Origin of the sequence: Arthrobacter sp. zg-Y238 (assembly GCF_024385525.1) — a bacterium.
GTDB lineage: Bacteria > Actinomycetota > Actinomycetes > Actinomycetales > Micrococcaceae > Arthrobacter_B > Arthrobacter_B jinronghuae.
Genome location: NZ_JANFLU010000007.1, coordinates 29,187 through 53,366 on the forward strand (window position 1 = coordinate 29,187; position 24,180 = coordinate 53,366).

The window sequence follows — 24,180 nt, forward strand, 5'->3', positions numbered from 1 at the left end:
CGATAGACTCGAACACATGTTCGAATACTCTCGACCTGCAAACCATCAGCGGACCGGCCGATTGACTGCCGACACCGCGTTGGTGAACGCGTGGGTCGAGGTATTGGGCGACCAAGCTGAGAGCCTGTCCAGCGGGGAGCCCGAAGACCGCGAGCTGATTGACCGGATCCGGGCACTGGAGGAACTCAAAGCCGCGGCTTCGGCGGCACAGGCCCGGGCCGCTGCAGTGTTCGATGCCTCGCAGCGCCGGAAGCAGGCCGAGGCCGGAGTACTGCGCGAGGACCTGGGCCGCGGTGTCGCTTCCCAGATTGCCTTGGCCCGCAGGGAGTCGCCGAGCCGAGGGGGACGGCTGCTGGGGTTTGCCAAGGTACTGACGGAGGAGATGCCGTGCACCCTGCACGCGCTGACCCGCGGGAAAATCAGTGAATGGAGGGCAACGCTGCTGGTCCGTGAAACGGCTTGCCTGAGTTTGGAGGACCGGCGGCGGGTGGATGAAGAAGTGGCCGGAGATCCGGAAGTGCTTGAAACTCTGGGGGACCGGCAGATCATTTCCCGTGCCAGAGGTGCCGCCTACCGGCTGGATCCTTCAGCAGCGGTCAAGCGCGCGGCCAAAGCCGAATCGGAACGTTTTGTCTCCTGCCGTCCTGCACCGGACACCATGACCTACCTGACCGGACTTCTGCCCGTGGCCCAGGGCGTGGGTGTTTATGCGGCATTGTCCCGTGAAGCGGACCGGCTGCGTGCCTCCGGAGATTCCCGGGGCCGGGGCCAGATCATGGCGGACACCCTCGTTGAGCGCGTGACCGGACAGACTGAGGCAGGCCAGCTGGAGGTGGAAGTTCAGCTGGTGATGACGGATCGGACGCTGTTCGGCGGAGATTCCGAGCCGGCCGTGGTCCCCGGATACGGCCCGGTGCCTGCGCAGTGGGCAAGGGACCTGGTTCGGGGAAGGCATCCGAGGCAAGACGCCGAGCAGGACGATTCCGACCGTGGAGCGGAACCCGGACAGAACCACGGACAGATCCCGGATCGGGGCCAGCATCGTGTTGCAGGGCGGACAACGAAGCGGGACAAACAAGACGAACGCTGGCTTCGGCGTCTGTACGCAGATCCCGATACCGGAGAACTCGTCGCAATGGATTCACGGGCACGCTTGTTCCCGACTTCGTTGGGACGGCTTATCGCGGCTCGGGACCAGACCTGCCGAATGCCGTGGTGCGGAGCGCCCATTCGGCATTTCGACCATATTCGTCCCCACCGTGACGGCGGGGAGACCAGCACCGCGAATGGGCAGGGCCTCTGCGAGGCGTGCAACCAGGCCAAGGAAGCACCTGATTGGAAGGCGCGAACGGTCGATACTCCAGGGAAAAGCGGACCGCACACCGTCGAGACCACCACCCCAACGGGGCACACCTATCGGTCTACTGCGCCGCCGCTGCCTGGGGTCAGAGCTGTAGCAAGAGCCGGGGATCGGGCGGGAACCGAGACTGGAATCGAAACCGAAGATCAATCCAGCGCAGGAACACGGCCCGTCAAACGCTCAGGATCTCCAACCACGTTCCTGGAAGGCTGCATCGTCGATCTGATCTGGGCCGCGTGATGGACCTGCGTATGGGCGTTCCGGCGCTGGGAGTATTCCGGCCGGCTTGGGGAACCAGGACCCTACCGGTCCGCCAGTTCGGCAAGAATCTCATCGGTAAAGGGAGGCCACACCTCGGCGGCCCAGGGACCGAAATCGCGGTCGGTAAGGCAGACAGCAGCAGCACGAACCGCAGGATCCACCCAAAGGAAGGTTCCGGACTGGCCGAAGTGCCCGAAAGTGGCCGGCGAGCTGTTAGCGCCGGTCCAGTGCGGAGACTTCTGTGCCCGGATTTCGAAGCCGAGGCCCCAATCGTTCTCTTTCTGCCGGCCGAAACCGGGAAGCACCCCCGCGAGGCCGGGAAAGACCACCTGCGTGGCTTCCGTCAGCCGGCCCGGATCGGTGAGCGTGGGAGCCTGCAGCTCGGCAGCAAACCGACTGAGGTCCGCTGCCGTGGAGACGGCACCGGCAGCAGGGGAGCCCTCCAGTGTTGTGGAAGACATGCCCAGCGGAACCAGCACGCCTTCCCGCAGGTATTCCCCGAAAGCCATGCCCGTGGCCTGCTCCAGTGTCTCCCCGAGTACCTCAAAACCTGCGTTGGAATACAGGCGCCGGGTGCCGGGGGTGTAGCGGATCGTGCGCTCGCCGAAGTCGTAGCCCCCGGAATGGGCCAGAAGGTGCCGGACGGTAGAACCCTCAGGGCCCGCAGGCTGATCGAGTTCCAAGGCTCCCTCATCGAGGGAAACCAGTACGGCATACGCGCTCAGCAGCTTGGTGACCGAGGCGAGTCGAAAACGGCGGTCCTGGTCGCCGGCAGTGCCGAGCACCTCGCCGTCGGCGGTCACGACGGAGACAGCGGCATGGTCAACAGGCCAGGACTCGATCTTCTGCAGGCTTTTCACGGAAATCATCCTAGGAGTAGTGCCGGGCAAGCCGGGCCATGCCGTCTTCAATCGAAACTTCGGGGGTCCAGTCCAGCACTTCGCGGGTTTCGCGCTGGTCAAACCAGTGCGACGTCGAGAGCTGCTCGGCCAGGAAGCGGGTCATGGGAGGCTCATCGTGGACGAGACCCCGCCGACCGGCCACCAACCAGGCCTTCTCGATCAGGCTTCCGGCGCCTCGGGCAGCCTTGCCGGGAACGCTCCAGCCCGGTGCAGCCACTCCTGCAGCTGCACAGATACCGGCAATCAGTTCCCCTACCGGCCGCGGCTGGCCGTTCGTGACCACGAGGGCACGGCCGGCTGCGGCATCCATCCGCTCCAGTCCGCGGACAATGGCCGCCGCCGCGTTGTCGATGTACGTGGTGTCGATCAGCGCCGCACCGCCGTCCAGCAGCGGCAGGCGGCCGGACCGGGCACGGTCGATCACGCGTTCCACCAGCTGCGTGTCGCCGGGCCCCCAGACGATATGCGGCCGGATGGCAGTGACCCGGAAATCGGACGAATTCTGCGCCAGTGCAAAGAGCTCGGCCTGGGCCTTGGACGCAGCATAGAAACCGCGGGCACGGGCAGGGTCTGCAGTACCCGCACCGGCACCGGCAATCGGCTCGCCGAAGTGCGCCACGGACGGAGACGAGACGAAAACGACGTCGCGAACCCCGGCCGTCTGCGCAGCCTGCAGCAGGACCTGCGTACCCGCGATGTTGGTTTGCTCGAACTCATGCCACTCGCCGGTAAAGGAGACCTTCGCCGCAAGATGGATTACTGCGTCCATCCCGTCGACGGCGCGGGCAGCCGCAGCGGGATCGGCAACGGAACCGGACACGGAATCCCTGCCGGGCCGGCCGGGACGGCGCTGGAAGGTGCGGACCTTGTGGCCCTTGGCTTCCAGCAGGTCCGCAACCGCACCGCCCAGCAGGCCGCTCGCACCGGTGACCAGGACGTTCCGGGGCGGCAGGACCGGCGAACTCATCGCCGGCCCTTGCCCAGCCGCGGCACCGGACCGCCGGCCAGCAGCCGGGAGGCCCAGTCAGCCAACGCCGTACGGTCGATCTTGGAATTGTGCCGGATATCGGTAGGCATCTGCGGCAGCACCAGTACGGCAGCCAGATCGAGCCCCACGAACTCGGCCACGCGGGACCGCACAGCTGTGGTCAGCTCGGAAGACGCGGTCCCGGCCCGGCGGGCCGGCGGTTCCGTCTCCAGAACAGCCACGGGCACCTGGGCGCCGGCGGGTCCGACGCCGACCAGCGCCACCCTGCCCACGCCGTCGACCGTCTCGGCCGCCTGCTCGGCTGCCACCGGGGTCCGGACCCCGTCCGCGGTGGTGAGGATGTGCCCGAGACGCCCCTCGACCCACAACCGGCCCTCGTCGTCGAAGTGGCCGACGTCGCCGGTGCGGTGCCAGCCGTCAATGGACGAACTATGGCTTTCCGTGATCCAGAGCCGGTCGTAGCGGTCCTTGACGTGCGGGGCGCTGACCAGGATTTCACCGGTGCGGTTCGGAACGGTCAGCGGTTTATTGCCCACCGAACCGTCCGGGAAGACTTCGGCAATGGCCACCTCGGCCCGGGACACCGGAGTGCCGACGCAGACACCGTTGCCGGCACCAGCGGCACGGATGCCCTCAAGGTCGATATCGGTGACCGGCAGTGCTTCGGTCATGCCGTACGGGGTGTGCAGGGAGGCCTTCGGCACCAGGTCCTGCACCTGCGCCAGAAGCGGCTCGGCTATCGGAGCACCGGCGGAAAGCAGCAGTTCCACCTGTGCCAGCGCGGCCCGCTGCGGAGCGTTCAGCTGGCCGGAGGTGGCCAGCACGTTGGTCAGCGCCGCAGGGGAAGCAAAGATGGTGGTGGCATCCACGGCGACGGCGGCATCGGCCAGGGCTGCGGCGGTCAGGGTGCGCGGGGAGGTGACGTCCATGTCCGGCGTCACTGATGTGGCACCCAACGCCGGACCCAGCAGAGCGAACGGCGCGAAGCCGGCCACCAGCGAGGTCCCGGCACGGAGGTTATAGGTGTCCTTGATGGCATCACGCATGGCGGCCAACTGCCGGTGCGTGTACACCACACCCTTGGCAGGGCCAGTGGACCCGGAGGTGAACAGGACGGCGGCGTCCGCGTCGGGTTCCGCGGGGTACCACGGCGCTTCGGAACCGGATCCGTCGGCAATGAGACCCTCAACGGAGTACCGGACACCCAGCAGCCGTTTACGGGCGGGCGACAGCTCGGACACGCTGATCCGGGTTCCCGGCCAGCCCAGCGCCCGGGCACCGACCAGTGCCCGGTCGATGCCGATCAGGAACGCCGGCCCGGCGCCCTTGATGGCGCGGCCGAGTCCCTTGGTGCCCAGGCCGGCGTCGGCCACCACAATGACGGCGTTCAGGCGCAGGCACGCGTAGATCAGCGAGGTCAGTTCAATGCCCGGCGGAACCAGCAGGTTCACCCGGGTACCCGGACGCACGCCCGCTGCGGCGAGTCCCGCGGCGAGGGCATTCACCCGCTCCGCGAGCCCGGCCCAGGACAGGATGCGCGGCTCCACTGCCGCGCCCTCGCCTCCGCCCAGCGGTGCCATGTCGACGACGGCGGCGCTGGTGTCGCCCGCACGCTCATCCAACTCGGCAAGCATGGGGCGGAACGGCTCAGTGCGCCGGAGTGCGGAATCGGCAGGGGCTTCGACGGCGGTCTGCAGCCAGGAGAAGACGGGGGAGGCAATATCGACGTCTTCGGGGAGCAGGTGCCCGGCACCCTCGAACCGGTGCACGGAGGATTCCGGCAGCCGGTCCAGCAGGTCGCGCAGGTAGCGGTCGGAGAAGACCGGATCCTTAGGACCCCAGAGGACCAGAGAGGGAACATTGAGCCGGCGGATACCCTCAGCAACGGTGGTCAGCGCCCGCCAGCTCGGGTGGGAATCCACGGCGGGAATGTCGGCAACGAAGTTCGCAACGCCCTGTCGGCGGGCCGCCCCGCGGTACGGCAGCGCAAACGCTTCCCGTACCGGAGCAGGCAGTGCGGGCTGCGCGAGGGAATGCGTAACCCGGATAAAGGCATCGGTGCTGCGCGTGCCCCAGGGATGGACGGCCGGATGCAGGGCCAGCTTCAAGGCCGGCGGCAGCGAATACCCGGCAGGGTGCACTGCAGTGTTGGTCAGGACCACGCCGGCGAGCTGACGGCGGTGCCGCAGCGCCCAGCCCAGGGAAATCAGTCCGCCCCAGTCGTGGCCGACAGTGACCACGGGTCCGGTGATTTCCAGCGTGTCCGTGAGGTTGCCGAGGTCGGTGATCCGGTCCTCCAGCCGACGGAAGGCACCGGTACGTTCGGAGAAGCCCATGTCCAGCTGGTCAACGGCCACCACGCGCCACGGCTTGTCGGCGGACGCGCCGGCAGCCAGCAGGGTGCGCCAGAGGTAGGACCAGGTGGGGTTGCCGTGCACACACAGCAGGGTCCCGGCCGGTTCGACGCCGGCGGCGGTCAGATCGGGTCCGTTATCGAGGATGTGCCACTTGCGGACGGTGCCCGCGACGTCGACGGCGGCGGTGGAGGGAACGTGGACAAACGTGGACCAGGCGGCGGAAACGCCCGGCCAAAGCTCCTCTACCACGCAATCTCCATCATGGTCGTGTTCAGCCCGGAGCCCACGCCCATGCACAGCACGCGGTCGCCGGGGTTCAGCGAACGGGATTCCTGGGCCAGGGTCATCGGCAGGGACGCAGGCCCCACGTTGCCCCAGTTCGGGAACGTGATCGGCACCTTTTTACGGTCCAGGTCCACGGCCTTGATGATGGCGTTGGTGTAGGAGTTGGACACCTGGTGGGTGACGTAGCGGTCCATGCCGGACCAGTCCCAGCCGTTGCCGTGGGCTTCATGCCAGGCGTCCACCACGAGTTCCAGGCCGCCGTCCAGCAGGCCCTTGGTGTCGGTGTACATGCCGTCGATGCCGCCCACGCACAGCTCGTGGTGCTGGGTGCCGGCACGCGAAACGCCGCCGAGGATGCGGTGCGAGCCGGGGTGCCGGTCCGCCCGGCCGATAACAGCGGCAGCGGCACCGGAGCCGAGCGTGAGGGTCGCGAATTCCCGCAGGTAGTCGTCACGGGTGGAATCCGGGGCGTTCAGCCGCTCGAAGGTGGCTTCCTGCACGCCCTGGGAGTCCTCGCCGGCCACAATCAGGGCATAGTTGATCTGCCCGGAGTCGATCATGTTGGACGCCAAAGTGATGCCGTTGACGAAGCCCAGGCAGGCGTTGGCAAGGTCGAAGTTCATCGCGGAGGAAGGCAGCCCCAGGCCGTTATGGATCTTCACGGCCACGGACGGCTCCAGGTTCCGTCGGGTGACCGAGGTGTTGATGAGCAGCCCGATTTCGGATGCCTCGACGCCGGCTTCGGCCAGGGCCTTGGCACCTGCCTCGGTGGCGCCGTCGTCGAACGCGGTGCCGGGAGCCCACCAGCGCCGTTCACTCACGCCTGCCACCCGCTCGAGCAGGCGCTTGGAAAGCCGCAGCCGTTTGAGCGACGGCTCGAGGCGCCCGTCGAATTCACTGGAACTCATAACCACCGGAGCTTCAACGCTGTTCACGCTGAGGATGGCCGAGTTGGAGTGCTGGAAGTTGAAGTTCCCGGTCAAAATGCCTGCCTTGTCTGCTGCTGAACCTATCGCGCTGGCGGCCGCCGTGAAGCCTGCATCCACGCCCTAAAATCATATGACTCTTGTAGAAGCCTACTTACCGGCCCCGCGATTCCGCAGGCAAAAGCCCGATTACGCTCTCCGAGTAGAGCGGAATTTTGACGCTAACCGCGTAGATTTAAGGAATCAACCCCGGCAGGAGAGATTAACCCCCGTGCATCTGAAGACCCTGACCATGCGAGGATTCAAGTCCTTTGCATCGGCCACCACCTTTGAGTTCGAACCCGGTGTCACGGCGGTGGTCGGTCCCAACGGTTCCGGGAAGTCCAACGTGGTGGATGCCCTGGCCTGGGTGATGGGCGAACAGGGCGCCAAGACGCTGCGCGGCGGAAAGATGGAAGACGTGATCTTCGCGGGCACGTCAGGTGCCTCCGGCCGTGCACCGCTGGGGCGGGCCCAGGTGTCACTGACCATCGACAACGCCGACGGCGCCCTGCCGATCGAATACTCCGAGGTCACCATTTCGCGTACCCTCTTCCGCACCGGCGGATCCGAGTACGCCATCAACGGCAGTCCCTGCCGCCTCCTCGATATCCAGGAACTGCTCTCGGACTCCGGTCTGGGCCGTGAGATGCATGTCATAGTCGGGCAGGGCCAGCTGGACAAGGTGCTGCACGCTTCAGCGGAGGAGCGACGGGGCTTTATCGAGGAAGCCGCCGGGATCCTCAAGCACCGGCGGCGCAAGGAAAAAACCCTGCGCAAGCTGGACGCCATGGCCGCGAACCTCGCCCGCGTCACCGACCTCACTGCCGAACTGCGGCGCCAGCTCGGACCGCTGGGCAAGCAGGCGGCCGTCGCCCGCCGGGCCAAGACGGTGCAGCAGGATGTCCGGGACGCCCGGTCACGGCTCCTGGCCGATGACCTCGCTACCCTTAAAGCTGCCTACGACAAGGAAGCAGCGGACGAAAGCGCCCTGAAGGCACGCCGCACGGTGGTGGAGGCTGCAGTGGAAGAGGGCCGGGAGCGCCAGGCCGCCCTGGAAGCCATGGCAGCCGAAGCGGCACCGCAGCTGAACGCCGCACGGGACACCTGGTACGAACTGTCCTCTCTGCAGGAGCGGTTCCGTTCCCTCGCCGCGCTTGCGGCCGAGCGTGCCCGGCTGCTGGGGGCAGCGGAACCTGCGGCCGGCAGCGGCCGGGACCCGGAACAGCTGCAGGCCTCCGCGGACCGGGTACGCGCTGAAGCCGCAGCCCTGGAGGAGGAAATCGAAGACCGGCGGGCACGGCTGGAGGACGCCGTCGAGATCCGCGAGGCAGCCGAAGAGGACGCAGCTGCGGAGGAGAAGCGGTACGCCGGGCTGCTCCGGGCCGCCGCGGACCGGCGGGAAGGCCTGGCCCGGCTGACCGGCTCGGTGGAAGCCGCCCGCTCAAGGGTGGCCTCGGCACAGTCCGAAGCGGGCCGGCTGCGGGACTCGATCACCGCCGCCGAGGAACGCCGTACCCGCGCCCGGGAAGAGTTCGAGCAGCTGGAAGGCTCAGCTGCGGGAGCTGAGGCCGGCGAAGCGGACCTGGATGCCGAGTATGAAGACGCGCAGGCAGCTCTCGAAGCAGCCGAGCAGGAGCTCCGGCAGCTGCAGCAGGCCGAGCGGGAAGCGGTCCGTGAAACCGAGAACCTCGCCGCCCGCCGCGAGGCCCTCGCCGTCGGCCTGGACCGCCGCGACGGCAGCGCCTCCCTGCGCAAGGCCGGGCTGGACGGCGTGCTGGAGCCGCTGGCGGAACTGGTCAGCGTCAAGCCGGGCTCCGAACGGACAGTGGCGGCAGCGCTGGGAACCGCAGCCGATTCCCTGGCCGCCGCGGATCTCGACGCCGCCGCCCGGGCCCTGCAGCACCTGAAGGAGACAGGGGAGGGCCAGGTGGAACTGCTGCTGGGCGGGGTGCCCGCTCCGGCAGCGGAACTGCCCGCGGACCTCCCGGCCGGCGCGGTGCCGGTGCTGTCCCTGATCAGCGCCGATGCCAAGGTGCAGGAAGCGTTGAACGCGCTGCTGGGCAATGCCGTGGCAGTCCCGGACCTGGCCGCGGCCGTGAGCCTGGTGACCTCCTCGCCCGGCGCCGTCGCGGTGACCCCCGACGGGGATGTGCTGAGCGCCTTCAGTGCTCGGGGCGGGTCCGTCTCTGCGCCGGGGCTGCTGGAAATCTCCGCCGCGGTGGATGAAACGGATGCCCGCCTGGCAGCGGCACGCGCCCGGGCGGAGGAAGCCGGCGCCGGCATCGGGGCTGCGGCCGCCCGGGTCGGGGCCTGCCGGCAGCGGGCGGACGCCGCCCTCGCGGCGCTGCATGAGTCCGATGCACGGCTGGCCGCGGTGGCGGAACGGCTCGGCACTCTGGGTTCCGCGTTGCGCGCCGCCTCGGGCGAGGCCGAGCGGCTCTCGTCCCTGGTGGCTGCCGCGGAAGCCAACGTCGTGGCAGAAGAAGCGAAACTGGCGGCCGTCTCCGAACGACTCGCCGCGGCAGGGGAGGAACACCGCCCCGAAGAGGAACCGTCTGCGGACCGGCGGAATGCATTGGCGCTCGCCGCCGCCTCCGCACGGCAGGCGGAAATGGATGCCCGGCTGGGCCTGCGCTCGGCCGAAGAACAGCTCAAGGCCGTTGCCGGCCGTGCGGAGGCCCTGGAACGCGCTGCCCTGGCCGAACGCCGGGCCCGGGCAGCCGCGGCGGAACGGGCACGCCGCCGTGCCGTACAGCATGCCCGGGCGGTTGCCGTCGGGGCGGCGGCAGAGGCAGTGCTGGCACATCTGCAGGTTTCCCTGGCGCTGGCCGCCGAGGAACGCAACCGTGCGGAGGAAACCCGGACCGCACGGGAAGCCGAACTGTCCGCCGTCCGCAGCGCCAACAACGACGCCGCCGCGGAACTGGCACGGCTCACGGACTCCGTCCACCGCGACGAGCTGGCCCGTGCACAGCAGCGGCTGCGCATTGAGGCCCTCGAAGCCCGCGCCCTCGAGGAGCTGGGCATGACCGCGGAGCACCTGGTGGCGAACTTCGGTCCGGACCAGCCGGTGCCGGTGCCCGCCGAACCGGTCAGCGGCGACAAGTGGGCGGCCCTGCGCACGCCGGTGGACGAGGACGGCCATCCGCTCCTGGACGGCATCCCGTATGTCCGGGCGGAGCAGGAGAAACGGCTCAAGCGAGCCGAGCGGGACCTGGCGGCGCTCGGAAAGGTCAACCCCCTGGCGCTGGAGGAATTTGCCGCCCTGGAGGAACGCCACCAGTTCCTGTCCACTCAGCTGGAAGACCTCAAAGCCACCCGCAAGGACCTGCTGGACATCATTGCCGACGTCGACCGCCGCGTCGAAGAGGTTTTCACCGCCGCGTACCGGGACACTGCCGAGCAGTTCAAGCACGTGTTCGGCACACTGTTCCCGGGCGGGGAGGGACGGCTGGTGCTGACCGATCCGGACAACATGCTGACCACCGGCATCGAGGTCCATGCCCGGCCGGCCGGCAAGAAAATCAAGCGGCTTTCCCTGCTCTCCGGCGGGGAACGCTCACTGACGGCGGTGGCACTGCTGGTGGCCATCTTCAAGGCCCGGCCCTCGCCGTTCTACGTGATGGACGAGGTGGAGGCAGCGCTGGATGACACGAACCTCGGCCGGCTGCTCACCATCTTCGAAGAACTGCGGGAGTCCAGCCAGCTGATTGTCATCACCCACCAGAAGCGAACGATGGAAGTGGCGGACGCGCTCTACGGCGTGACCATGCGCGGCGACGGGGTGTCCACCGTGATCAGCCAGCGGATCGAGCGCGGGACGGAGCCCGAAGCCGTCCGGAGCTAGGACGCGTAACGGCTTACGAAGTTGCGCAGCACCCGCGGCGGCACGTGTACGGCCGATCCGCGGGCAGCTTCCATCACGGTCTCCGCCTCGTCCGGCTCAAAGTAGCCGGCGTGCCGGTACACGGAGATCCGCGTCAGCAGCCCGGCCACGTCCAGTTCCGGATGGAACTGGGTGGCGTAAAGGTTGGACTTCACCCGGAACATCTGCACCGGGCAGGTCGCCGAGCCGGCAAGGTTCACCGCATGCGGCGGCAGCTCGGCCACGGCTTCCTTGTGTCCCACATAGGCGGCGAAGGTGTCCGGTACGCCTTCCAGGAGCGGGTCGCGGCGGCCTTCGGGCGTCAGTCGGACCTCGACCGGGCCCACGGGCTCGCCGTACCGGCGGTCCACTGTCGCCCCCTGGTGCCGTCCCAGCGTGCCCACTCCGTAGCAGGCGCCGAAGAACGGAAAGTCGCGGGCCACGACGTCGTCCAGCAGATTGGCCATTTCCGACTCCACCCGTACCTGGACCGGGGACTTGGACTCCTCGGGATCGCTCGAGTTGAACGGGCCGCCGCCCACAATCACGCCGCTGTAGGAATCCAGGTCCACCGGCGGCAGCGGGCCGGCTTCGAGGCGGACCCGGTGCAGCTGCTCCTCGGCGAGCCCGCCGAAGCGCAGGAAAGAGGCGTACTCCTCCTCGGCGGCGTCATCTTCGGCGCGGGTGGCCAGGAGCAGGAAAGGCTTCATTCCTCGATGGTAGTGGGGGCCGGGGCCGCTTTCCGGGCAGGAAGGGTTTCCCGTGCCGTCAGCCAGGCGATGAAGCCCATGGCGGCAATGGCACCGGTGACGCCGAACGCCCAGGAGTAGCCCAGTGAATCGGCGAGCATACCGGCCAGGATGGGGCCGGCAATGGCACCGGTATCGCTGGCCATCTGGAAGGTGGCCAGGACCTTGCCGCCGCTGCGCCCGCTGCCGATGATGTCACCCACCGCGGCCTGCTGGGCGGGATTGAGCAGGCCGGTGCCCATGCCTGCGATGACGGAGATGATCAGGAACTCGGGCACGCTGGAGCTGAACCCCATCAACGCGGTGGCCACGGCGTTGACGCCCAGTCCAATGAGGGCCAGGGGCTTGCGGCCCCAGCTGTCGGCCAGCCGGCCGGAGAAGGTCAGGACGACGGCGGTGCCCACCGCGAAGGCGGTCAGGGAAATGCCCGCAACCTCCGGTCCGGCGGACAGCGCTGCGGCAGCGAACAGCGGCACCAGGGCGTTGCGCACGCCGAACGAGGACCAGCCGTTGGCGAAGGAGGACACCAGCGCCGCCCGGTAGGTCGGATCGCGCAGGGCGGCGGTGACGGTGAGCACCGGCAGTGCGGCGGGCTTGGTGTCATCGGGCCCGGCCGCCGGCCGGGCGTCCTTCAGCCGGAGGAAGACGACGCCGGCGGCCAGCACCAGCGCGGCTGCGTAGACGAGGAACGGAACACGCAGTCCGAACCCGGCCAGCAGGCCGCCGAGCAGCGGGCCGCCGATATTGCCGAGCAGGAAGGAGGAGGCATAGGCGCTGGAAACCCTGCCGCGGATCTCCGCAGGTGCGAGCCGGATGATGAGCGCCATGGCGGAGATGGTGAACATGGTCGACCCGATGCCGCCCAGGCCGCGGAAGACCAGGAGCTGCCAGTAGCTCTGCGCAAAGGCGCATGCGGCAGTGGAGACGGCCACGATCAGCAGGCCGGCAATGTACACCGGGCGCTCGCCGAGCTTTTCCAGCAGCATGCCGCCCGCCGGTGCGAACACCAGCCGGGTGAACGCAAACGCGCTGACGATGACGGCGGAAGCCGTGACGCCGACGTCGAAACTCTGCGCGAACTGCGGCAGCACCGGCGCCACCAGGCCAAAGCCCAGGGCTATGACGAAGGCGGCCGCGATGAGGACCTGGATTTCCTGCGGGATTCGGATTCTGGAAGAGCGCACCATGATAAGGCGATTCTCTCAGATCCCAGGGGATCGGATGAGCGGCATGTGAGAAGCTTGGGAGCGTGAATGAGACCCTTTCGATAGTGATCTATGTCCTTGTTGCGATCGCCGTTGTCGGCTTCTCCGCGACACTGCTGGTACGGACCCGGCGTACACCCAAGAGCATGTACCCCACCCGCCGGGATGCCAACGATCCGGTCACCGGAACCGGCGGCGGCACCGACACCCTGGAGGCACCGCCGGGGGAGACCGACGTCGTCGTCCCGGATGACCTGCGTGACCTCGAGGAAGCCCCTGCCCCGCAGGCGCCAGCCATCGAGACGCCCGAACCGGTGCAGGGCCGCCTGGCCCGGCTGCGGGCACGGCTGGCGAAATCCAACAACGCGCTGGGCAAGGCGCTGCTGGCGCTGCTCTCCCGCGACACGATCGACGAAGACGTCTGGGATGAGATCGAGGAAACCCTCCTCCTCGCAGACCTGGGCACCGAACCCACCATGGAACTCGTGGACGCGCTGCGTCAGCGGGTCAAGGTCTCCGGCAGCCAGGACCCGCAGGAAGTCCACGCGATGCTGCGCGAGGAACTGATCAAGCTGGTGGATCCGACCATGGACCGCTCGCTGGCAGTGACCCGCCACGCCGAGACCCCCGCCATCGTTATGGTGGTGGGCGTCAACGGCGTCGGCAAGACCACCACCGTGGGCAAGCTGGCCCGCGTCCTCGTGGCCGAAGACAAGGACGTGCTGCTGGGTGCTGCCGACACGTTCCGTGCCGCCGCCGCCGAACAGCTGGCTACCTGGGGGCAGCGCGTAGGCGTTCCCACAGTACGCTCCGAGATCGACGGCGCTGACCCCGCCTCCGTAGCTTTTGAAGCGGTCAAGGCCGGCATCGAAGGCGAAGTGGACGTGGTCCTGATCGACACCGCCGGGCGGCTGCAGAACAAGGTCGGCCTGATGGACGAGCTCGGCAAGGTCAAGCGCGTCATTGAAAAGCAGGCCGCGGTGGACGAGGTCCTGCTGGTCCTGGATGCCACCACCGGCCAGAACGGGCTGACCCAGGCGAAGGTCTTCGCCGAGGTAGTCAACATCTCCGGCATTGTCCTGACGAAGCTGGACGGCACCGCCAAGGGCGGCATCGTCGTCGCCATCCAGCGGACCCTGGGCGTACCGGTGAAGCTCGTGGGACTGGGCGAAGGCGCAGACGACCTGGCGCCGTTCGAGGCAGAAAGCTTCGTGGACGCACTGCTGAGCTAGGCAGGCACCCGAACGCACAGCCCCGTTTCCCGCAAGGGAAGCGGGGCTTTTGCGTGCCCGGAAACGTTCCGGAAACGTCACCGTCACGATCCTTTTACCTCGGCGCCCGGTTTGTAACTTCCCGGCAACACCGCCGGGCCCGGCCGGAAATCTGGCCCCGGCAGAGTTCGTTGTGCGGGAGATGCCCGCCATATGTGAAGGGACGTGAAGATGGATCTGTCAGCAGGTCACGTCTGGGTAATGGTTTCGGCGGCGCTTGTGCTGCTTATGACGCCGGGCGTGGCATTTTTCTACGGCGGCATGACCCGCGCCAAGGCCGCGTTGAACATGATGATGATGAGCTTCGTCTCGATCGGACTCGTCGGCGTGGTCTGGATCCTCTGGGGCTTCTCCATGACCGGCGGGAACGGTATCGCCGGACTGTTCGGCAACCCCTTCACCTCCTTTGGACTCAAAGACATCCTCGGCAGCGAGGACCTCATCACCGCCGGCTACGGGGCCACGTTCGCCATCATCACCGTTGCCCTGATCAGCGGCGCGGTGGCCGACCGGACCAAGTTCGGCGCCTGGGCGGTGTTTGTGCCGGTGTGGGTGACCCTGGTTTACTGCCCGCTGGCGTTCATGGTCTGGGGCGGCGGACTCCTCGGTGCCGAGGGGGCCGTGGGCTCGGTGGTCGGTGAAGCCATCGACTTCGCCGGCGGCACCGTGGTCCATATCAACGCAGGCGTGGCGGGACTCGTCCTGGCCCTGATCCTCGGCAAGCGGAAGGGCTTCGGGAAGGACCCCAACCAGCGTCCGCACAACATCCCCTTCGTGATGCTCGGCGCCACGCTGCTCTGGTTCGGGTGGTTCGGTTTCAACGGCGGCGCCGCGGGCACTGCCGAAGAAGCGGGGCTGATCTGGATCAACACCCTCGCCGCACCGGCCGCAGCGATGCTCGGCTGGCTCCTGACCGAACGGCTCCGTGACGGCCGGGCGACGTCGCTCGGAGCCGCCTCCGGCGTCGTGGCAGGACTCGTTGCCATCACCCCGGCCTGCGCCAACGTCAGTCCGCTCGCCGCGGTGGGGCTCGGCCTGGTCTCCGGTGTCCTGTCCGCCCTCGCCGTCGGGCTCAAGTACCGGTTCGGCTATGACGACTCGCTCGACGTCGTCGGCGTGCACCTCGTCGCCGGCCTTGCGGGCACCCTGGCCCTGGGCTTCATCGCCCTGCCGGTCGACGGCGCGGGCGGGGGCTTGTTCTACGGCGGCGGTTTGGGCCAGCTCGGCGCCCAGGCTGCAGCCGCGGCAGTGGCCATCGTCTTCTCCGGCGTCCTCACGCTGCTCATCGGCCTGGCGATCCACAAGACCATGGGCTTCCGGATCTCGGAGGAGGCGGAGGTCAACGGCGTGGACCTGAGCGAACACGCCGAAACCGCCTATGAATTCGGCGGACTCGGCACCGGCGGCTCCTTCAGCCCCTTCCAGGACACGGCACGCACCACCACAACCAAGGAGACGGTCAACTCATGAAACTCGTAACCGCTATTGTCCGGCCGGAAAAGCTTGACGCCGTCCGGGGAAGCCTGGAGAGCTACGGGGTCCAGGGATTGACGGTAAGCTCCGCCAACGGGTACGGCCGCCAGCGCGGACACACCGAGGTCTACCGCGGCGCCGAATACACCGTGGACCTGCTGCCCAAGGTCCGGGTGGAGATCCTGGTGGCCAATGACTGGGTCAACGACATTGTGGATGTGCTGGTCTCCACGGCCAACACCGGACGGGCCGGCGACGGCAAGGTCTGGGTGGTGAACGTGGAGGAAGCCCTCCGGGTCCGGACGGGGGAGCGGGGGGACTCGGCGCTCTGACTCTCCCTCGAGAGGAAAGGAACCTACCGCCCGGCTGGTGCTCCAGCCGGGCGGTCCTGCGATCCGGCGAAGCGATCCGGCAGGGCAGGAGGGGCGAATAGCGGGACCGGCTTGGTACCCTTAACAGCTGGGCCTGCCAAACATGGCGAAGAACTGACGAAAGAAGTGCGCGGCACGTGTTCAATTCACTGTCTGACCGGTTGACTTCAACCTTCAAGAATCTCCGCGGCAAGGGCCGGCTCACCGAGGCCGACGTCGATGCCACCGTACGCGAGATCCGCCGCGCCCTGCTGGACGCCGACGTCGCCGTTCCGGTGGTGCGTGCCTTCACCGCCTCCGTCAAGGAACGCGCCCTCGGCCTGGAGGTCTCGCAGGCGCTGAACCCGGGCCAGCAGGTCGTCAAGATCGTCAACGAAGAGCTCAAGGGCATCCTCGGCGGCGAGACCCGGCGGCTGCGCCTGGCGAAGAACCCGCCCACGGTCATTATGCTCGCGGGCCTGCAGGGTGCCGGTAAGACCACCCTCGCCGGCAAGCTCTCAAAGCACCTGAAGTCCCAGGGCCACAGCCCGCTGCTCGTTGCAGCGGACCTGCAGCGCCCCAACGCCGTCCGCCAGCTGCAGGTCAACGGCGAACGCGCCGGCGTGCCGGTCTATGCGCCGCACCCCGGCGTTTCCTCCGAGTTCGAGGCAGCCACCGGCGATCCGGTGGCCGTCGCCCGCCAGGGCATCGAGGAAGCACGCACCAAGCTCTACGACGTCGTCATTGTCGACACCGCCGGCCGCCTGGGCGTGGATGCCGAGCTGATGCAGCAGGCCGCGGACATCCGCGCCGCGATCAACCCGGACGAAGTCCTGTTCGTCATTGACGCCATGATCGGCCAGGACGCCGTCAACACGGCGCAGGCCTTCAACGAGGGCGTCAACTTCACCGGCGTGGTCCTCACCAAGCTCGACGGCGATGCCCGCGGCGGTGCCGCGCTGTCCGTGGCGTCGGTGACCGGCAAGCCGATCATGTTCGCCTCCACCGGCGAGGGCCTGACCGACTTCGAGGTCTTCCACCCGGACCGCATGGCCAGCCGCATCCTGGATCTCGGCGATGTCCTGACCCTGATCGAGCAGGCTGAGCAGAGCTGGGACAAGGACGAAGCCAACCGGATGGCGAAGAAGTTCGCTGACCAGGAAGACTTCACCCTCGACGATTTCCTTGCCCAGATGCAGCAGATCCGCAAGATGGGCTCCATGAAGAAGATGCTCATGATGATGCCCGGCGCCGCCGGCATGCGTGAGCAGCTGGAAAACTTCGACGAACGCGAAATCGACCGGGTGGAAGCGATTGTCCGCTCCATGACCCCGCACGAGCGGGTTGCGCCCAAGATCATCAACGGCTCCCGGCGTGCCCGCATCGCCCGCGGTTCCGGCGTGCACGTCTCCGAGGTCAACGGCCTGCTCGAGCGTTTCGTGCAGGCGCAGAAGATGATGAAGAAGATGGCTGCCGGCGGCGGCATCCCGGGCATGCCCGGCATGGCAGGGCCCGGCGGGTTCGGCGGCGCCCGCAAGAAGCAGCAGGCAGCCAAGGGCAAGAAGAAGGCCAAGTCGGGCAACCCGGCCAAGGCCGCACAGGAACGTGCAGAGGCGGAAGCCCGGCGTGCCGGAGCCCGGCAGGCCCTGCCCACCGGCAGCGCGTTCGGAGGCCAGGAGGCGGACTTCGACCCGTCCTCGCTGAACCTGCCCAAGGGCTTCGACAAGTTCCTCGGCAAGTAGGGTCCGCGCCGCACCCGACACAACGCCGGACTTCTGGTCCGGCGTTGTGTGTTTAATGACGGATGCGTGCCTTCAGGGCGCTGCGCGGAAGTTCGGCACGAACGCGGAAGTTCGTCACCAGAGGGAGGGACCAGCATGGCGGCACAGGGGCTGAGCGGCTTTTACGGGTCGGTCTTCCGGCGCAGCATCACCGTACGGGTCCTGATCCGCACAACCGACGGCCGCGTGCTGATGCTGCGCAGCGGCAACGCCTGGGAGCTGCCGGGGGGAGTGGTGAAGGGCGGGGAAGATCCACGCTCCGCGGCCCGCCGCATTGCCCGTGCCACCCTGGACCCCGAGTTCGACGTCGGCCGCGTGCTGGTGCTGGACTACGTGCAGGGAGTCCAGGGGCAGGCGGACTCGATCGGTTTCCTGTTCGACGGCGGCATGTTGTCCACCTCCGTGACGTCCTTTACCGGAGCCGGCGGCGAGTGGGAGGCCGGCTTCATTCCCCTCGCGGATTGCGGTGTGGACGAGGGTCGTGGCGGGGAGTGGGGAGCCGCGCTGGAAGCCCTGGAACTGGGCACCATGGTGGAGCTCGTGAACGGTGAGCCTGTCTCCGCGGGGCCGGTCGCCGCGCCGACGCTGCGCAGGATGATGCCGCCGCTGGAGGGCTTCTCCGGAATTCTTGGACATTAGGAGTGGGTTTGGCTCGGGAACGAGTGGTGTTTGTGCACGGCGCCGGCAGTTTCGGCGCGGCGGCGTGGCCCCGGCAGCACGGGCTTGCCCTGGACTATGAGTGCCTGTTCCTCCGGCGCCACGGCTATGACGCCGTCGCCGAGCCGTTGCCTCCGGACCTGGAAGCGGACATCGCCCTGATCCGGGAGGAACTGGGCGACGGCGGGCACCTGGTGGCGCACTCGGCCGGCGCGGTTCCGGCCATGCTGGCCGCACTCCGCGATCCGACCCGGGTCTTGTCCCTGGTCCTGTGCGAGCCTGCGGTCTTCTCCCTGACCCGCGACCTGCCGGCCACAACGGCCCACCGGGCCCTGCTGCAGCCCCTCTTTGACGATGCTCCGCTGGATATTGTTCCGGGTGTACCCACGCTGGTCCTGACCGGGGGATGGGAGCCGCTGTACGAAGAGGTCGCAGATTTCCTGGTGTCTACGGGTGCCGAGCACCGGCAGGTCGGTGGAAACCACCGTCCCCAGGACACGGATGCCGGGCGGCAGGCGATCCGGGACTTCCTGGCCTCCGTCAGCCGGATCGGAGCCAGCTGATGGGCGGACCGTCCATCCGGACTGCCCGTCCCGGAGATCTTTCCGCGCTGCCGGCACTGGAAGCGGCCTCCGACACGCTGCTGGACGGAATGTTGCCTACCGGCCTCCGGGAGCTGCCGCCGCCCGCCACCGTTCCGGAGCTCGCAGCTTCCCGCCACATCCTGGTTGCGGGCGATCCGCCCGCCGGCTTTGCCCGACTGGAGGAGGTTGACGGACAGGTGCACCTTGAGCAGCTCTCCGTCCACCCCGACGCCGCCGGCGCAGGGCTCGGCCGGGCATTGGTCGAGGCTGCCCTGGACTGGGCGCGGGAGCACGGCTACACCTCAATGACGCTGTGCACCTTTGCGGACGTGCCGTTCAACGCCCCGTTCTACGCCAGCTGCGGCTTCGAAGTTGTCCAGGACCCCGACGGCGAACTGGCGGCGGTGCGGCAGCACGAAATCCGCCTCGGGCTGGATTCCTTGGGGAAGCGCGTGGCGATGCGTGCCCGGCTGTAACCGGGGTCGCTGTTGGCTGGGAGGATGCAGCATTGAAGAATACATGAACCTTCAAGTAACCTGATTGCATGAACCTTCAAGTAAATGCCCGGGACCTGCTGCCCGGCGATCTCGCCATGGGCACCGTAATGCTCAAGGTGGGCGATCTGGCAAACGTCTCCGCGTACTACCGCAGCGCCCTCGGGCTGGACGTCGTGGCAGAGTCCGACGGCGGCATGTACCTCGGTCGCGGAAGTGTTCCCCTGGTGCACCTGGCACCGGCGCCGGACCTGCAGGTCGCCTCCCGCGGAGAGGCAGGCCTGTTCCACACCGCCATCCTCTTTGAAACCCAGGCTGACCTGGCCGCTGCGGTTGCCTCCGCAGCGAGGCACGATCCGTCGGCTTTTGCCGGCTCCGCGGACCACCTCGTCAGCGAGGCCTTCTACTTCACCGATCCCGAAGGCAACGGCATCGAGCTCTACTATGACAAGCCCCGGGACACCTGGGGCTGGGACGAGACCGCGGCCGGCCGCGAAGTGCGGATGGCCTCCCTGCCGTTGTCTCCGCAGGCCTACATCCGCGACCACCTCACGGAAGCGGCACTGGCCGGACTCCAGGCAGCCGACGCCGCCGTCGGGCACGTTCACCTGCAGGTAGGGGATACGGACACCGCCGCCGCCTTCTATATCGACACGCTCGGTTTCGAACGGACCGCCGGTCTCCACGGCCAGGCACTGTTCGTCTCCGCCGGCGGCTACCACCACCACATGGCGATGAACGTCTGGAACAGCCGCGGCGCAGGACCCCGCCGCGACACCCTTGGCCTGGGCGAGGTGCTGATTACCGTTCCAACGGCCGACGACGTCGCCGGGGTGGCGGACCGCCTTCGGTTCGCCGGGATTTCCAGCCACTCCACCGGGGCCGAGCTGCGCTTCGAGGACCCCTGGCGCAACCGGCTGCGTGTTGCCGTCGGCTGAAAATCCGCGGATATCCGCCCCGGCCGGGCGAGTCGCAAAAGATGAACTCATCTGGCACAATGGTCAGGTACTCGATCTGCGCGGGCCCTCTCTCCGTGCATGCATCTTGTCCTTTTGAACCCCAACGTTATGGCCCGCCCCACGGGAGCAGAAGTACGGGTTCGCCCCATTTCAGATCAGGAGTGACCACAAAAGTGGCCGTAAAGATTCGCCTTAAGCGCCTTGGCAAGAAGTTCTCAGCACACTACCGCGTTGTTGTCATGGATTCCCGTGCCAAGCGCGATGGCCGTGCCATCGAAGAAATCGGACTGTACCGTCCGACCGAAGAGCCGTCGTACATCGACATCAAGTCGGACCGTGCGCAGTACTGGCTCGGCGTCGGCGCCCAGCCCACCGAGCAGGTCGCGGCACTGCTGAAGATCACCGGTGACTGGCAGAAGTTCAAGAACATCGACGGCCAGGAAGGTACCCTGCGTACCAAGGCCCCGAAGGAACCCTTCGTGGTTCCCGAAAAGAAGTCCGTGATTGTCCCCGAGGCCATCACCCCGAAGGCCAAGAAGGAAGAGGCCCCCGAGGCCTCCACCGAGGCTGAGGCAGAGTAACTTGCTCGCTGAAGCGCTGGAGCACCTCGTGCGCGGAATCGTTGACAGTCCTGAGGACGTCAAGGTTTCCGCCAAGAGCAACCGCCGTGGGGAAACCCTCGAGGTTCGGGTTCACCAGGACGACCTCGGCCGGGTCATCGGCAGGCAGGGACGGACCGCACGCGCACTGCGCACGGTCATCGCAGCCCTTGCCAACGGTGAGCAGGTCCGAGTGGACGTAGTGGACACGGACCGGCGCCGCTGATCCGAAAACGATCACCGACGGCGCAGCGGAAGCGAACAGTTCTTCACTGCAGTACCGGAAGTAAAGCAGTAACAGCAGTACACAGGATCCGGCCCCGACACCAGATAATGGTGAAGGGGCCGGATTTTTTTCAGGCGCCGGCCAATCCAGGCGACGAAAACCCCACAGAGGAGAACCCATGCAGTTACAGGTGGCACGCATCGGCAAGCCGCACGGCATCCGCGGTGAAGTGACCGTCCAGGTGCTGACCGACGCACCCGAGGACCGCTTTGTCCCGGGCACCGAGCTCACCGTAGAGCCGGCCGCCAAGGGCCCGCTGACGGTGATCAGCGCGCGTTGGAACAAGGACATCCTGCTGCTGGGCTTCGACGAAATCACTGACCGCAACGGCGCAGAGGAACTGCGCGGCGTGAAGCTGTTCATCGACACCGAAACGGTGGAAGAGGACGATGACGACGAAGGCTGGTACGAACACGAGCTGGTGGGCCTGAAGGCACGGGTGGGCGACGACGTCGTCGGCACCGTCAGCGCCCTGCGCACCCTCACCGTCCAGGACCTGCTGGTGGTCGAGGACGCACGCGGCGAGGAAATCCTCGTACCGTTCGTCGAGGCCATCGTTCCCGAAGTGAATATCGAGGACGGCTATGTCCTGCTGACTCCGCCCGAGGGGCTCTTCGAGCTGAATAAGCCCGAGGACAAAAAGGACGCAGCCCCGGCCGACAAGAAGGAAGCCGGACAGTAAGTGCGCATCGACGTCGTCAGTATTTTCCCGGAGTACCTGGCAGCCCTTGAGCTGTCACTGATCGGCAAGGCCCGGCAGGAAGGCCTGCTGGACCTTGCCGTGCATGATCTGCGGGAGTTCACCACCGATCGGCACCGTACCGTGGATGACACCCCTTACGGCGGGGGAGCCGGCATGGTCATGAAGCCCGAGCCCTGGGCCGCCGCGCTGGACGCGGTGGCGGGCGACGGCGACGAGCGGCCGGTCCTGATTGTCCCCTCGCCTGCCGGTGCAGTCTTCACGCAGGCCATGGCCTACGAGCTGGCCGAGGAGAAGCACCTTGTCTTCGCCTGCGGCCGCTACGAAGGGATCGACGAGCGGGTGCTGGAATGGGCCGGGGAACGCTTTGACGTCCGTCCCGTCAGCCTCGGAGACTACGTGCTCAACGGCGGGGAGGTCGCAGTGCTGGCCATGGTCGAGGCCGTAGGCCGGCTGGTGCCCGGCGTCGTCGGCAACCCCGAGTCCCTTGTCGAGGAATCCCACTCGGACGGGCTGCTGGAATATCCGGTCTATACCAAGCCCTCCGCCTGGCGCGAGCGTGCAGTCCCGGAGGTCCTGCTCAGCGGCAACCACGGCAAGATCGCCCGGTTCCGCCGGGACGAACAGCTGCGGCGCACCGCAGCACGCCGGCCCGATCTGATCGAAAAGCTCGACGCCGCTTCGCTGGACAAGGCCGACCGGGCCACCCTGGCGGCGCTGGGCTACGAAATCCGCGACGGCAGGGTCTGCCCGCCCGCCTGACGGCAGCGCCGGATTGGTGCCGGTCCGGTGCGTATGGCAAAATAGGGAGTTGTGTCATCTGGGTCCGTACCTGCCACAGGGGGAACGCGGCCAACAGATATGTACACACCGGCATTCCATCCTCGGTCCTGCCGGTCTACTAACTTCGACAGCATCCGTGCAGCCCGCATTTCGGGGCGCATTCTTGCTGCCGTAACCAAAGTGAATGACCTGTGGCGTTCACCAGGAGTGATAAACAATGCACATCCTAGATTCTGTTGACGCAGCTTCCCTGCGTACGGACATCCCCGAGTTCCGCGCCGGTGACACGGTCAAGGTTCACGTAAACATCATCGAAGGCAAGAACACCCGTGTTCAGGTCTTCCAGGGCTTCGTGCTCAAGCGCCAGGGCGATGGCCTCCGCGCGACCTTCACGGTCCGCAAGGTCAGCTTCGGTGTCGGCGTTGAGCGTACCTTCCCGGTACACTCCCCGGTCATCGACAAGCTCGAGGTCGTCTCCAAGGGTGACGTCCGCCGCGCGAAGCTGTACTACATGCGCGATCTGCGCGGCAAGGCAGCCAAGATCAAGGAAAAGCGCGACTTCCGTCCCGCCAAGTAACTTACTTGACTGCAGCATCCGCCTCCGGGGAACCCTCCGCGAAGCACACGAAACGCCGGCCCCGGTTTGTGGGCTGGCGTTTTGTGCTATGTGCTCTCGCCGCAGCTGTGGTCCTCGCCGCACTCGTCCGGGCATTCCTGTTCGACGTCTTCTACATCCCTTCCGATTCCATGCAGCCCCTGCTGGAACCCGGTGACCGGATTCTCGTCTCCCGTACCGCCTACGATTCGGCGGAGATCGAGCGCGGCGACGTAGTGGTGTTCGACGGCCGGGGCTCGCTGGCACCGCTGCACAGCGGGCGTCCGGCAGTGCTCGACGCCGCAGTCACCGTGGGGCGCTGGTTCGGGCTGGCCGGCAGCGACACCGTCTATGTCAAACGGGTTATCGGTGTGGCGGGGGACCGGGTGAGCTGCTGCACGGACGGGGATCCACGGATAACGATCAACGGAACTCCCGTGGACGAGCCGTACGTTTATTCTGGAGACGCTCCCAGCGACCACGCGTTCGACGTCGTCGTTCCGGAAGGCAGGCTGTGGCTCATGGGGGACCACCGGTCCGTTTCGGCGGATTCCCGCTCCCTGCTGGGAGCTCCCGGCGGCGGGCTGATCTCCACGGAGCGGGTCGTCGGGGAGGCCCAGCGGATTCTTTGGCCGCTCGAGCGCGGTACCAATATTGACCGGCTATCCTTAGGAGCCGAGTGGAACACGGAGAAATAAGAGGAAACGC

The 24,180-nt window shown here is 67.3% G+C and carries 22 protein-coding genes; 16 read left to right on the plus strand and 6 right to left on the minus strand.

The annotated features are described in order from the left end of the window. The first annotated feature begins 16 nt into the window (after window positions 1–16). A complete protein-coding gene (locus NNX38_RS07155; RefSeq protein WP_255797379.1) occupies window positions 17–1,600 on the plus strand; it encodes an HNH endonuclease signature motif containing protein in 1,584 nt (527 codons plus the stop codon). Window positions 1,601–1,662: 62 nt separating this feature from the next. On the opposite strand, the gene NNX38_RS07160 is transcribed toward NNX38_RS07155, so the two are convergent. From NNX38_RS07160 to NNX38_RS07175, 4 genes are read right to left on the minus strand one after another with little or no spacing between them, the layout of a single operon-like run. Then, window positions 1,663–2,481, minus strand: coding sequence for a serine hydrolase domain-containing protein (locus tag NNX38_RS07160; RefSeq protein WP_370646385.1), 819 nt, complete (start codon window positions 2,479–2,481; stop codon window positions 1,663–1,665). A gap of 10 nt (window positions 2,482–2,491) precedes the next feature. Then, on the minus strand, window positions 2,492–3,490 hold the full coding sequence (locus tag NNX38_RS07165) for an NAD(P)-dependent oxidoreductase (protein ID WP_255797381.1): 999 nt from the start codon (window positions 3,488–3,490) through the stop codon (window positions 2,492–2,494). Continuing rightward, window positions 3,487–6,117 (minus strand): alpha/beta fold hydrolase, encoded by a 2,631-nt coding sequence (locus NNX38_RS07170; protein WP_255797382.1) that lies wholly within the window; start codon window positions 6,115–6,117, stop codon window positions 3,487–3,489. The genes NNX38_RS07165 and NNX38_RS07170 overlap by 4 nt, the downstream gene beginning before the upstream one ends. Next, a complete protein-coding gene (locus tag NNX38_RS07175) occupies window positions 6,111–7,136 on the minus strand; it encodes a 3-oxoacyl-ACP synthase III (protein WP_229951615.1) in 1,026 nt (341 codons plus the stop codon). The genes NNX38_RS07170 and NNX38_RS07175 overlap by 7 nt, the downstream gene beginning before the upstream one ends. A gap of 214 nt (window positions 7,137–7,350) precedes the next feature. Between NNX38_RS07175 and smc the strand changes: the two genes are divergently transcribed. Continuing rightward, on the plus strand, window positions 7,351–10,968 hold the full coding sequence (gene smc, locus NNX38_RS07180) for a chromosome segregation protein SMC (RefSeq protein WP_255797383.1): 3,618 nt from the start codon (window positions 7,351–7,353) through the stop codon (window positions 10,966–10,968). Here smc and NNX38_RS07185 read toward each other — a convergent pair. Together NNX38_RS07185 and NNX38_RS07190 are read right to left on the minus strand one after the other, a co-directional pair. Beyond that, window positions 10,965–11,696 (minus strand): glutamine amidotransferase, encoded by a 732-nt coding sequence (locus NNX38_RS07185; RefSeq protein WP_255797384.1) that lies wholly within the window; start codon window positions 11,694–11,696, stop codon window positions 10,965–10,967. The two genes, smc and NNX38_RS07185, sit on opposite strands and share 4 nt — an antisense overlap. Further along, a complete protein-coding gene (locus NNX38_RS07190) occupies window positions 11,693–12,922 on the minus strand; it encodes an MFS transporter (protein WP_255797385.1) in 1,230 nt (409 codons plus the stop codon). The genes NNX38_RS07185 and NNX38_RS07190 overlap by 4 nt, the downstream gene beginning before the upstream one ends. A gap of 62 nt (window positions 12,923–12,984) precedes the next feature. Here NNX38_RS07190 and ftsY point away from each other — a divergent pair, with 62 nt between their 5' ends. The 14 genes from ftsY to lepB all read left to right on the plus strand — a co-directional run bounded on the left by ftsY (window position 12,985) and on the right by lepB (window position 24,170). Further along, window positions 12,985–14,172 (plus strand): signal recognition particle-docking protein FtsY, encoded by a 1,188-nt coding sequence (gene ftsY, locus NNX38_RS07195; protein ID WP_229951591.1) that lies wholly within the window; start codon window positions 12,985–12,987, stop codon window positions 14,170–14,172. A gap of 210 nt (window positions 14,173–14,382) precedes the next feature. Further along, the gene (locus NNX38_RS07200; protein ID WP_255797386.1) at window positions 14,383–15,681 is read left to right on the plus strand and encodes an ammonium transporter; all 1,299 of its coding nucleotides are present in this window, start codon (window positions 14,383–14,385) and stop codon (window positions 15,679–15,681) included. After that, window positions 15,678–16,016 carry a P-II family nitrogen regulator gene (locus NNX38_RS07205; RefSeq protein WP_146364419.1) on the plus strand — a complete coding sequence of 113 codons (339 nt, stop codon included), beginning with the start codon at window positions 15,678–15,680 and terminating at the stop codon, window positions 16,014–16,016. Before NNX38_RS07200 ends, NNX38_RS07205 begins: the two co-directional genes overlap by 4 nt. A gap of 176 nt (window positions 16,017–16,192) precedes the next feature. Beyond that, window positions 16,193–17,776: a signal recognition particle protein gene (gene ffh, locus NNX38_RS07210; RefSeq protein WP_229951593.1), complete on the plus strand. Its 1,584-nt coding sequence runs from the start codon at window positions 16,193–16,195 to the stop codon at window positions 17,774–17,776. A 135-nt stretch (window positions 17,777–17,911) separates the two neighbouring features. Continuing rightward, window positions 17,912–18,454, plus strand: a complete 543-nt coding sequence (locus NNX38_RS07215; protein ID WP_255797387.1) for an NUDIX domain-containing protein — start codon at window positions 17,912–17,914, stop codon at window positions 18,452–18,454. Window positions 18,455–18,462: 8 nt separating this feature from the next. Further along, window positions 18,463–19,035: an alpha/beta fold hydrolase gene (locus tag NNX38_RS07220; RefSeq protein WP_255797388.1), complete on the plus strand. Its 573-nt coding sequence runs from the start codon at window positions 18,463–18,465 to the stop codon at window positions 19,033–19,035. Then, window positions 19,035–19,532, plus strand: coding sequence for a GNAT family N-acetyltransferase (locus tag NNX38_RS07225; RefSeq protein WP_255797389.1), 498 nt, complete (start codon window positions 19,035–19,037; stop codon window positions 19,530–19,532). The genes NNX38_RS07220 and NNX38_RS07225 overlap by 1 nt, the downstream gene beginning before the upstream one ends. Before the next feature lie 68 nt (window positions 19,533–19,600). Then, complete coding sequence (locus NNX38_RS07230; protein WP_255797390.1) at window positions 19,601–20,488, plus strand: VOC family protein; 888 nt, start codon at window positions 19,601–19,603, stop codon at window positions 20,486–20,488. A 194-nt stretch (window positions 20,489–20,682) separates the two neighbouring features. Then, window positions 20,683–21,090 (plus strand): 30S ribosomal protein S16, encoded by a 408-nt coding sequence (gene rpsP / locus NNX38_RS07235; protein WP_255766527.1) that lies wholly within the window; start codon window positions 20,683–20,685, stop codon window positions 21,088–21,090. Between the two features lies 1 nt (window position 21,091). After that, window positions 21,092–21,334: an RNA-binding protein gene (locus NNX38_RS07240; protein ID WP_146364407.1), complete on the plus strand. Its 243-nt coding sequence runs from the start codon at window positions 21,092–21,094 to the stop codon at window positions 21,332–21,334. A 178-nt stretch (window positions 21,335–21,512) separates the two neighbouring features. Further along, on the plus strand, window positions 21,513–22,076 hold the full coding sequence (gene rimM / locus NNX38_RS07245; protein ID WP_255797391.1) for a ribosome maturation factor RimM: 564 nt from the start codon (window positions 21,513–21,515) through the stop codon (window positions 22,074–22,076). Continuing rightward, complete coding sequence (trmD, locus tag NNX38_RS07250) at window positions 22,077–22,856, plus strand: tRNA (guanosine(37)-N1)-methyltransferase TrmD (RefSeq protein WP_227923667.1); 780 nt, start codon at window positions 22,077–22,079, stop codon at window positions 22,854–22,856. Between the two features lie 238 nt (window positions 22,857–23,094). After that, window positions 23,095–23,454 carry a 50S ribosomal protein L19 gene (gene rplS, locus NNX38_RS07255; protein ID WP_146364401.1) on the plus strand — a complete coding sequence of 120 codons (360 nt, stop codon included), beginning with the start codon at window positions 23,095–23,097 and terminating at the stop codon, window positions 23,452–23,454. A 5-nt stretch (window positions 23,455–23,459) separates the two neighbouring features. Further along, window positions 23,460–24,170, plus strand: coding sequence for a signal peptidase I (lepB, locus tag NNX38_RS07260; protein ID WP_255797392.1), 711 nt, complete (start codon window positions 23,460–23,462; stop codon window positions 24,168–24,170). The last annotated feature ends 10 nt before the right edge of the window (window positions 24,171–24,180 follow it).

Bases quoted from the DNA above. Each gene is read 5' to 3' on its own strand.
- NNX38_RS07165 (WP_255797381.1), bottom strand. From the start codon at position 3,490: ATGAGTTCGCCGGTCCTGCCGCCCCGGAACGTCCTGGTCACCGGTGCG.
- NNX38_RS07215 (WP_255797387.1), top strand. From the start codon at position 17,912: ATGGCGGCACAGGGGCTGAGCGGCTTTTACGGGTCGGTCTTCCGGCGC.
- NNX38_RS07190 (WP_255797385.1), bottom strand. From the start codon at position 12,922: ATGGTGCGCTCTTCCAGAATCCGAATCCCGCAGGAAATCCAGGTCCTC.
- NNX38_RS07230 (WP_255797390.1), top strand. From the start codon at position 19,601: ATGAACCTTCAAGTAAATGCCCGGGACCTGCTGCCCGGCGATCTCGCC.
- NNX38_RS07200 (WP_255797386.1), top strand. From the start codon at position 14,383: ATGGATCTGTCAGCAGGTCACGTCTGGGTAATGGTTTCGGCGGCGCTT.
- rimM (WP_255797391.1), top strand. From the start codon at position 21,513: ATGCAGTTACAGGTGGCACGCATCGGCAAGCCGCACGGCATCCGCGGT.
- NNX38_RS07155 (WP_255797379.1), top strand. From the start codon at position 17: ATGTTCGAATACTCTCGACCTGCAAACCATCAGCGGACCGGCCGATTG.
- NNX38_RS07205 (WP_146364419.1), top strand. From the start codon at position 15,678: ATGAAACTCGTAACCGCTATTGTCCGGCCGGAAAAGCTTGACGCCGTC.
- NNX38_RS07185 (WP_255797384.1), bottom strand. From the start codon at position 11,696: ATGAAGCCTTTCCTGCTCCTGGCCACCCGCGCCGAAGATGACGCCGCC.
- rplS (WP_146364401.1), top strand. From the start codon at position 23,095: ATGCACATCCTAGATTCTGTTGACGCAGCTTCCCTGCGTACGGACATC.
- NNX38_RS07225 (WP_255797389.1), top strand. From the start codon at position 19,035: ATGGGCGGACCGTCCATCCGGACTGCCCGTCCCGGAGATCTTTCCGCG.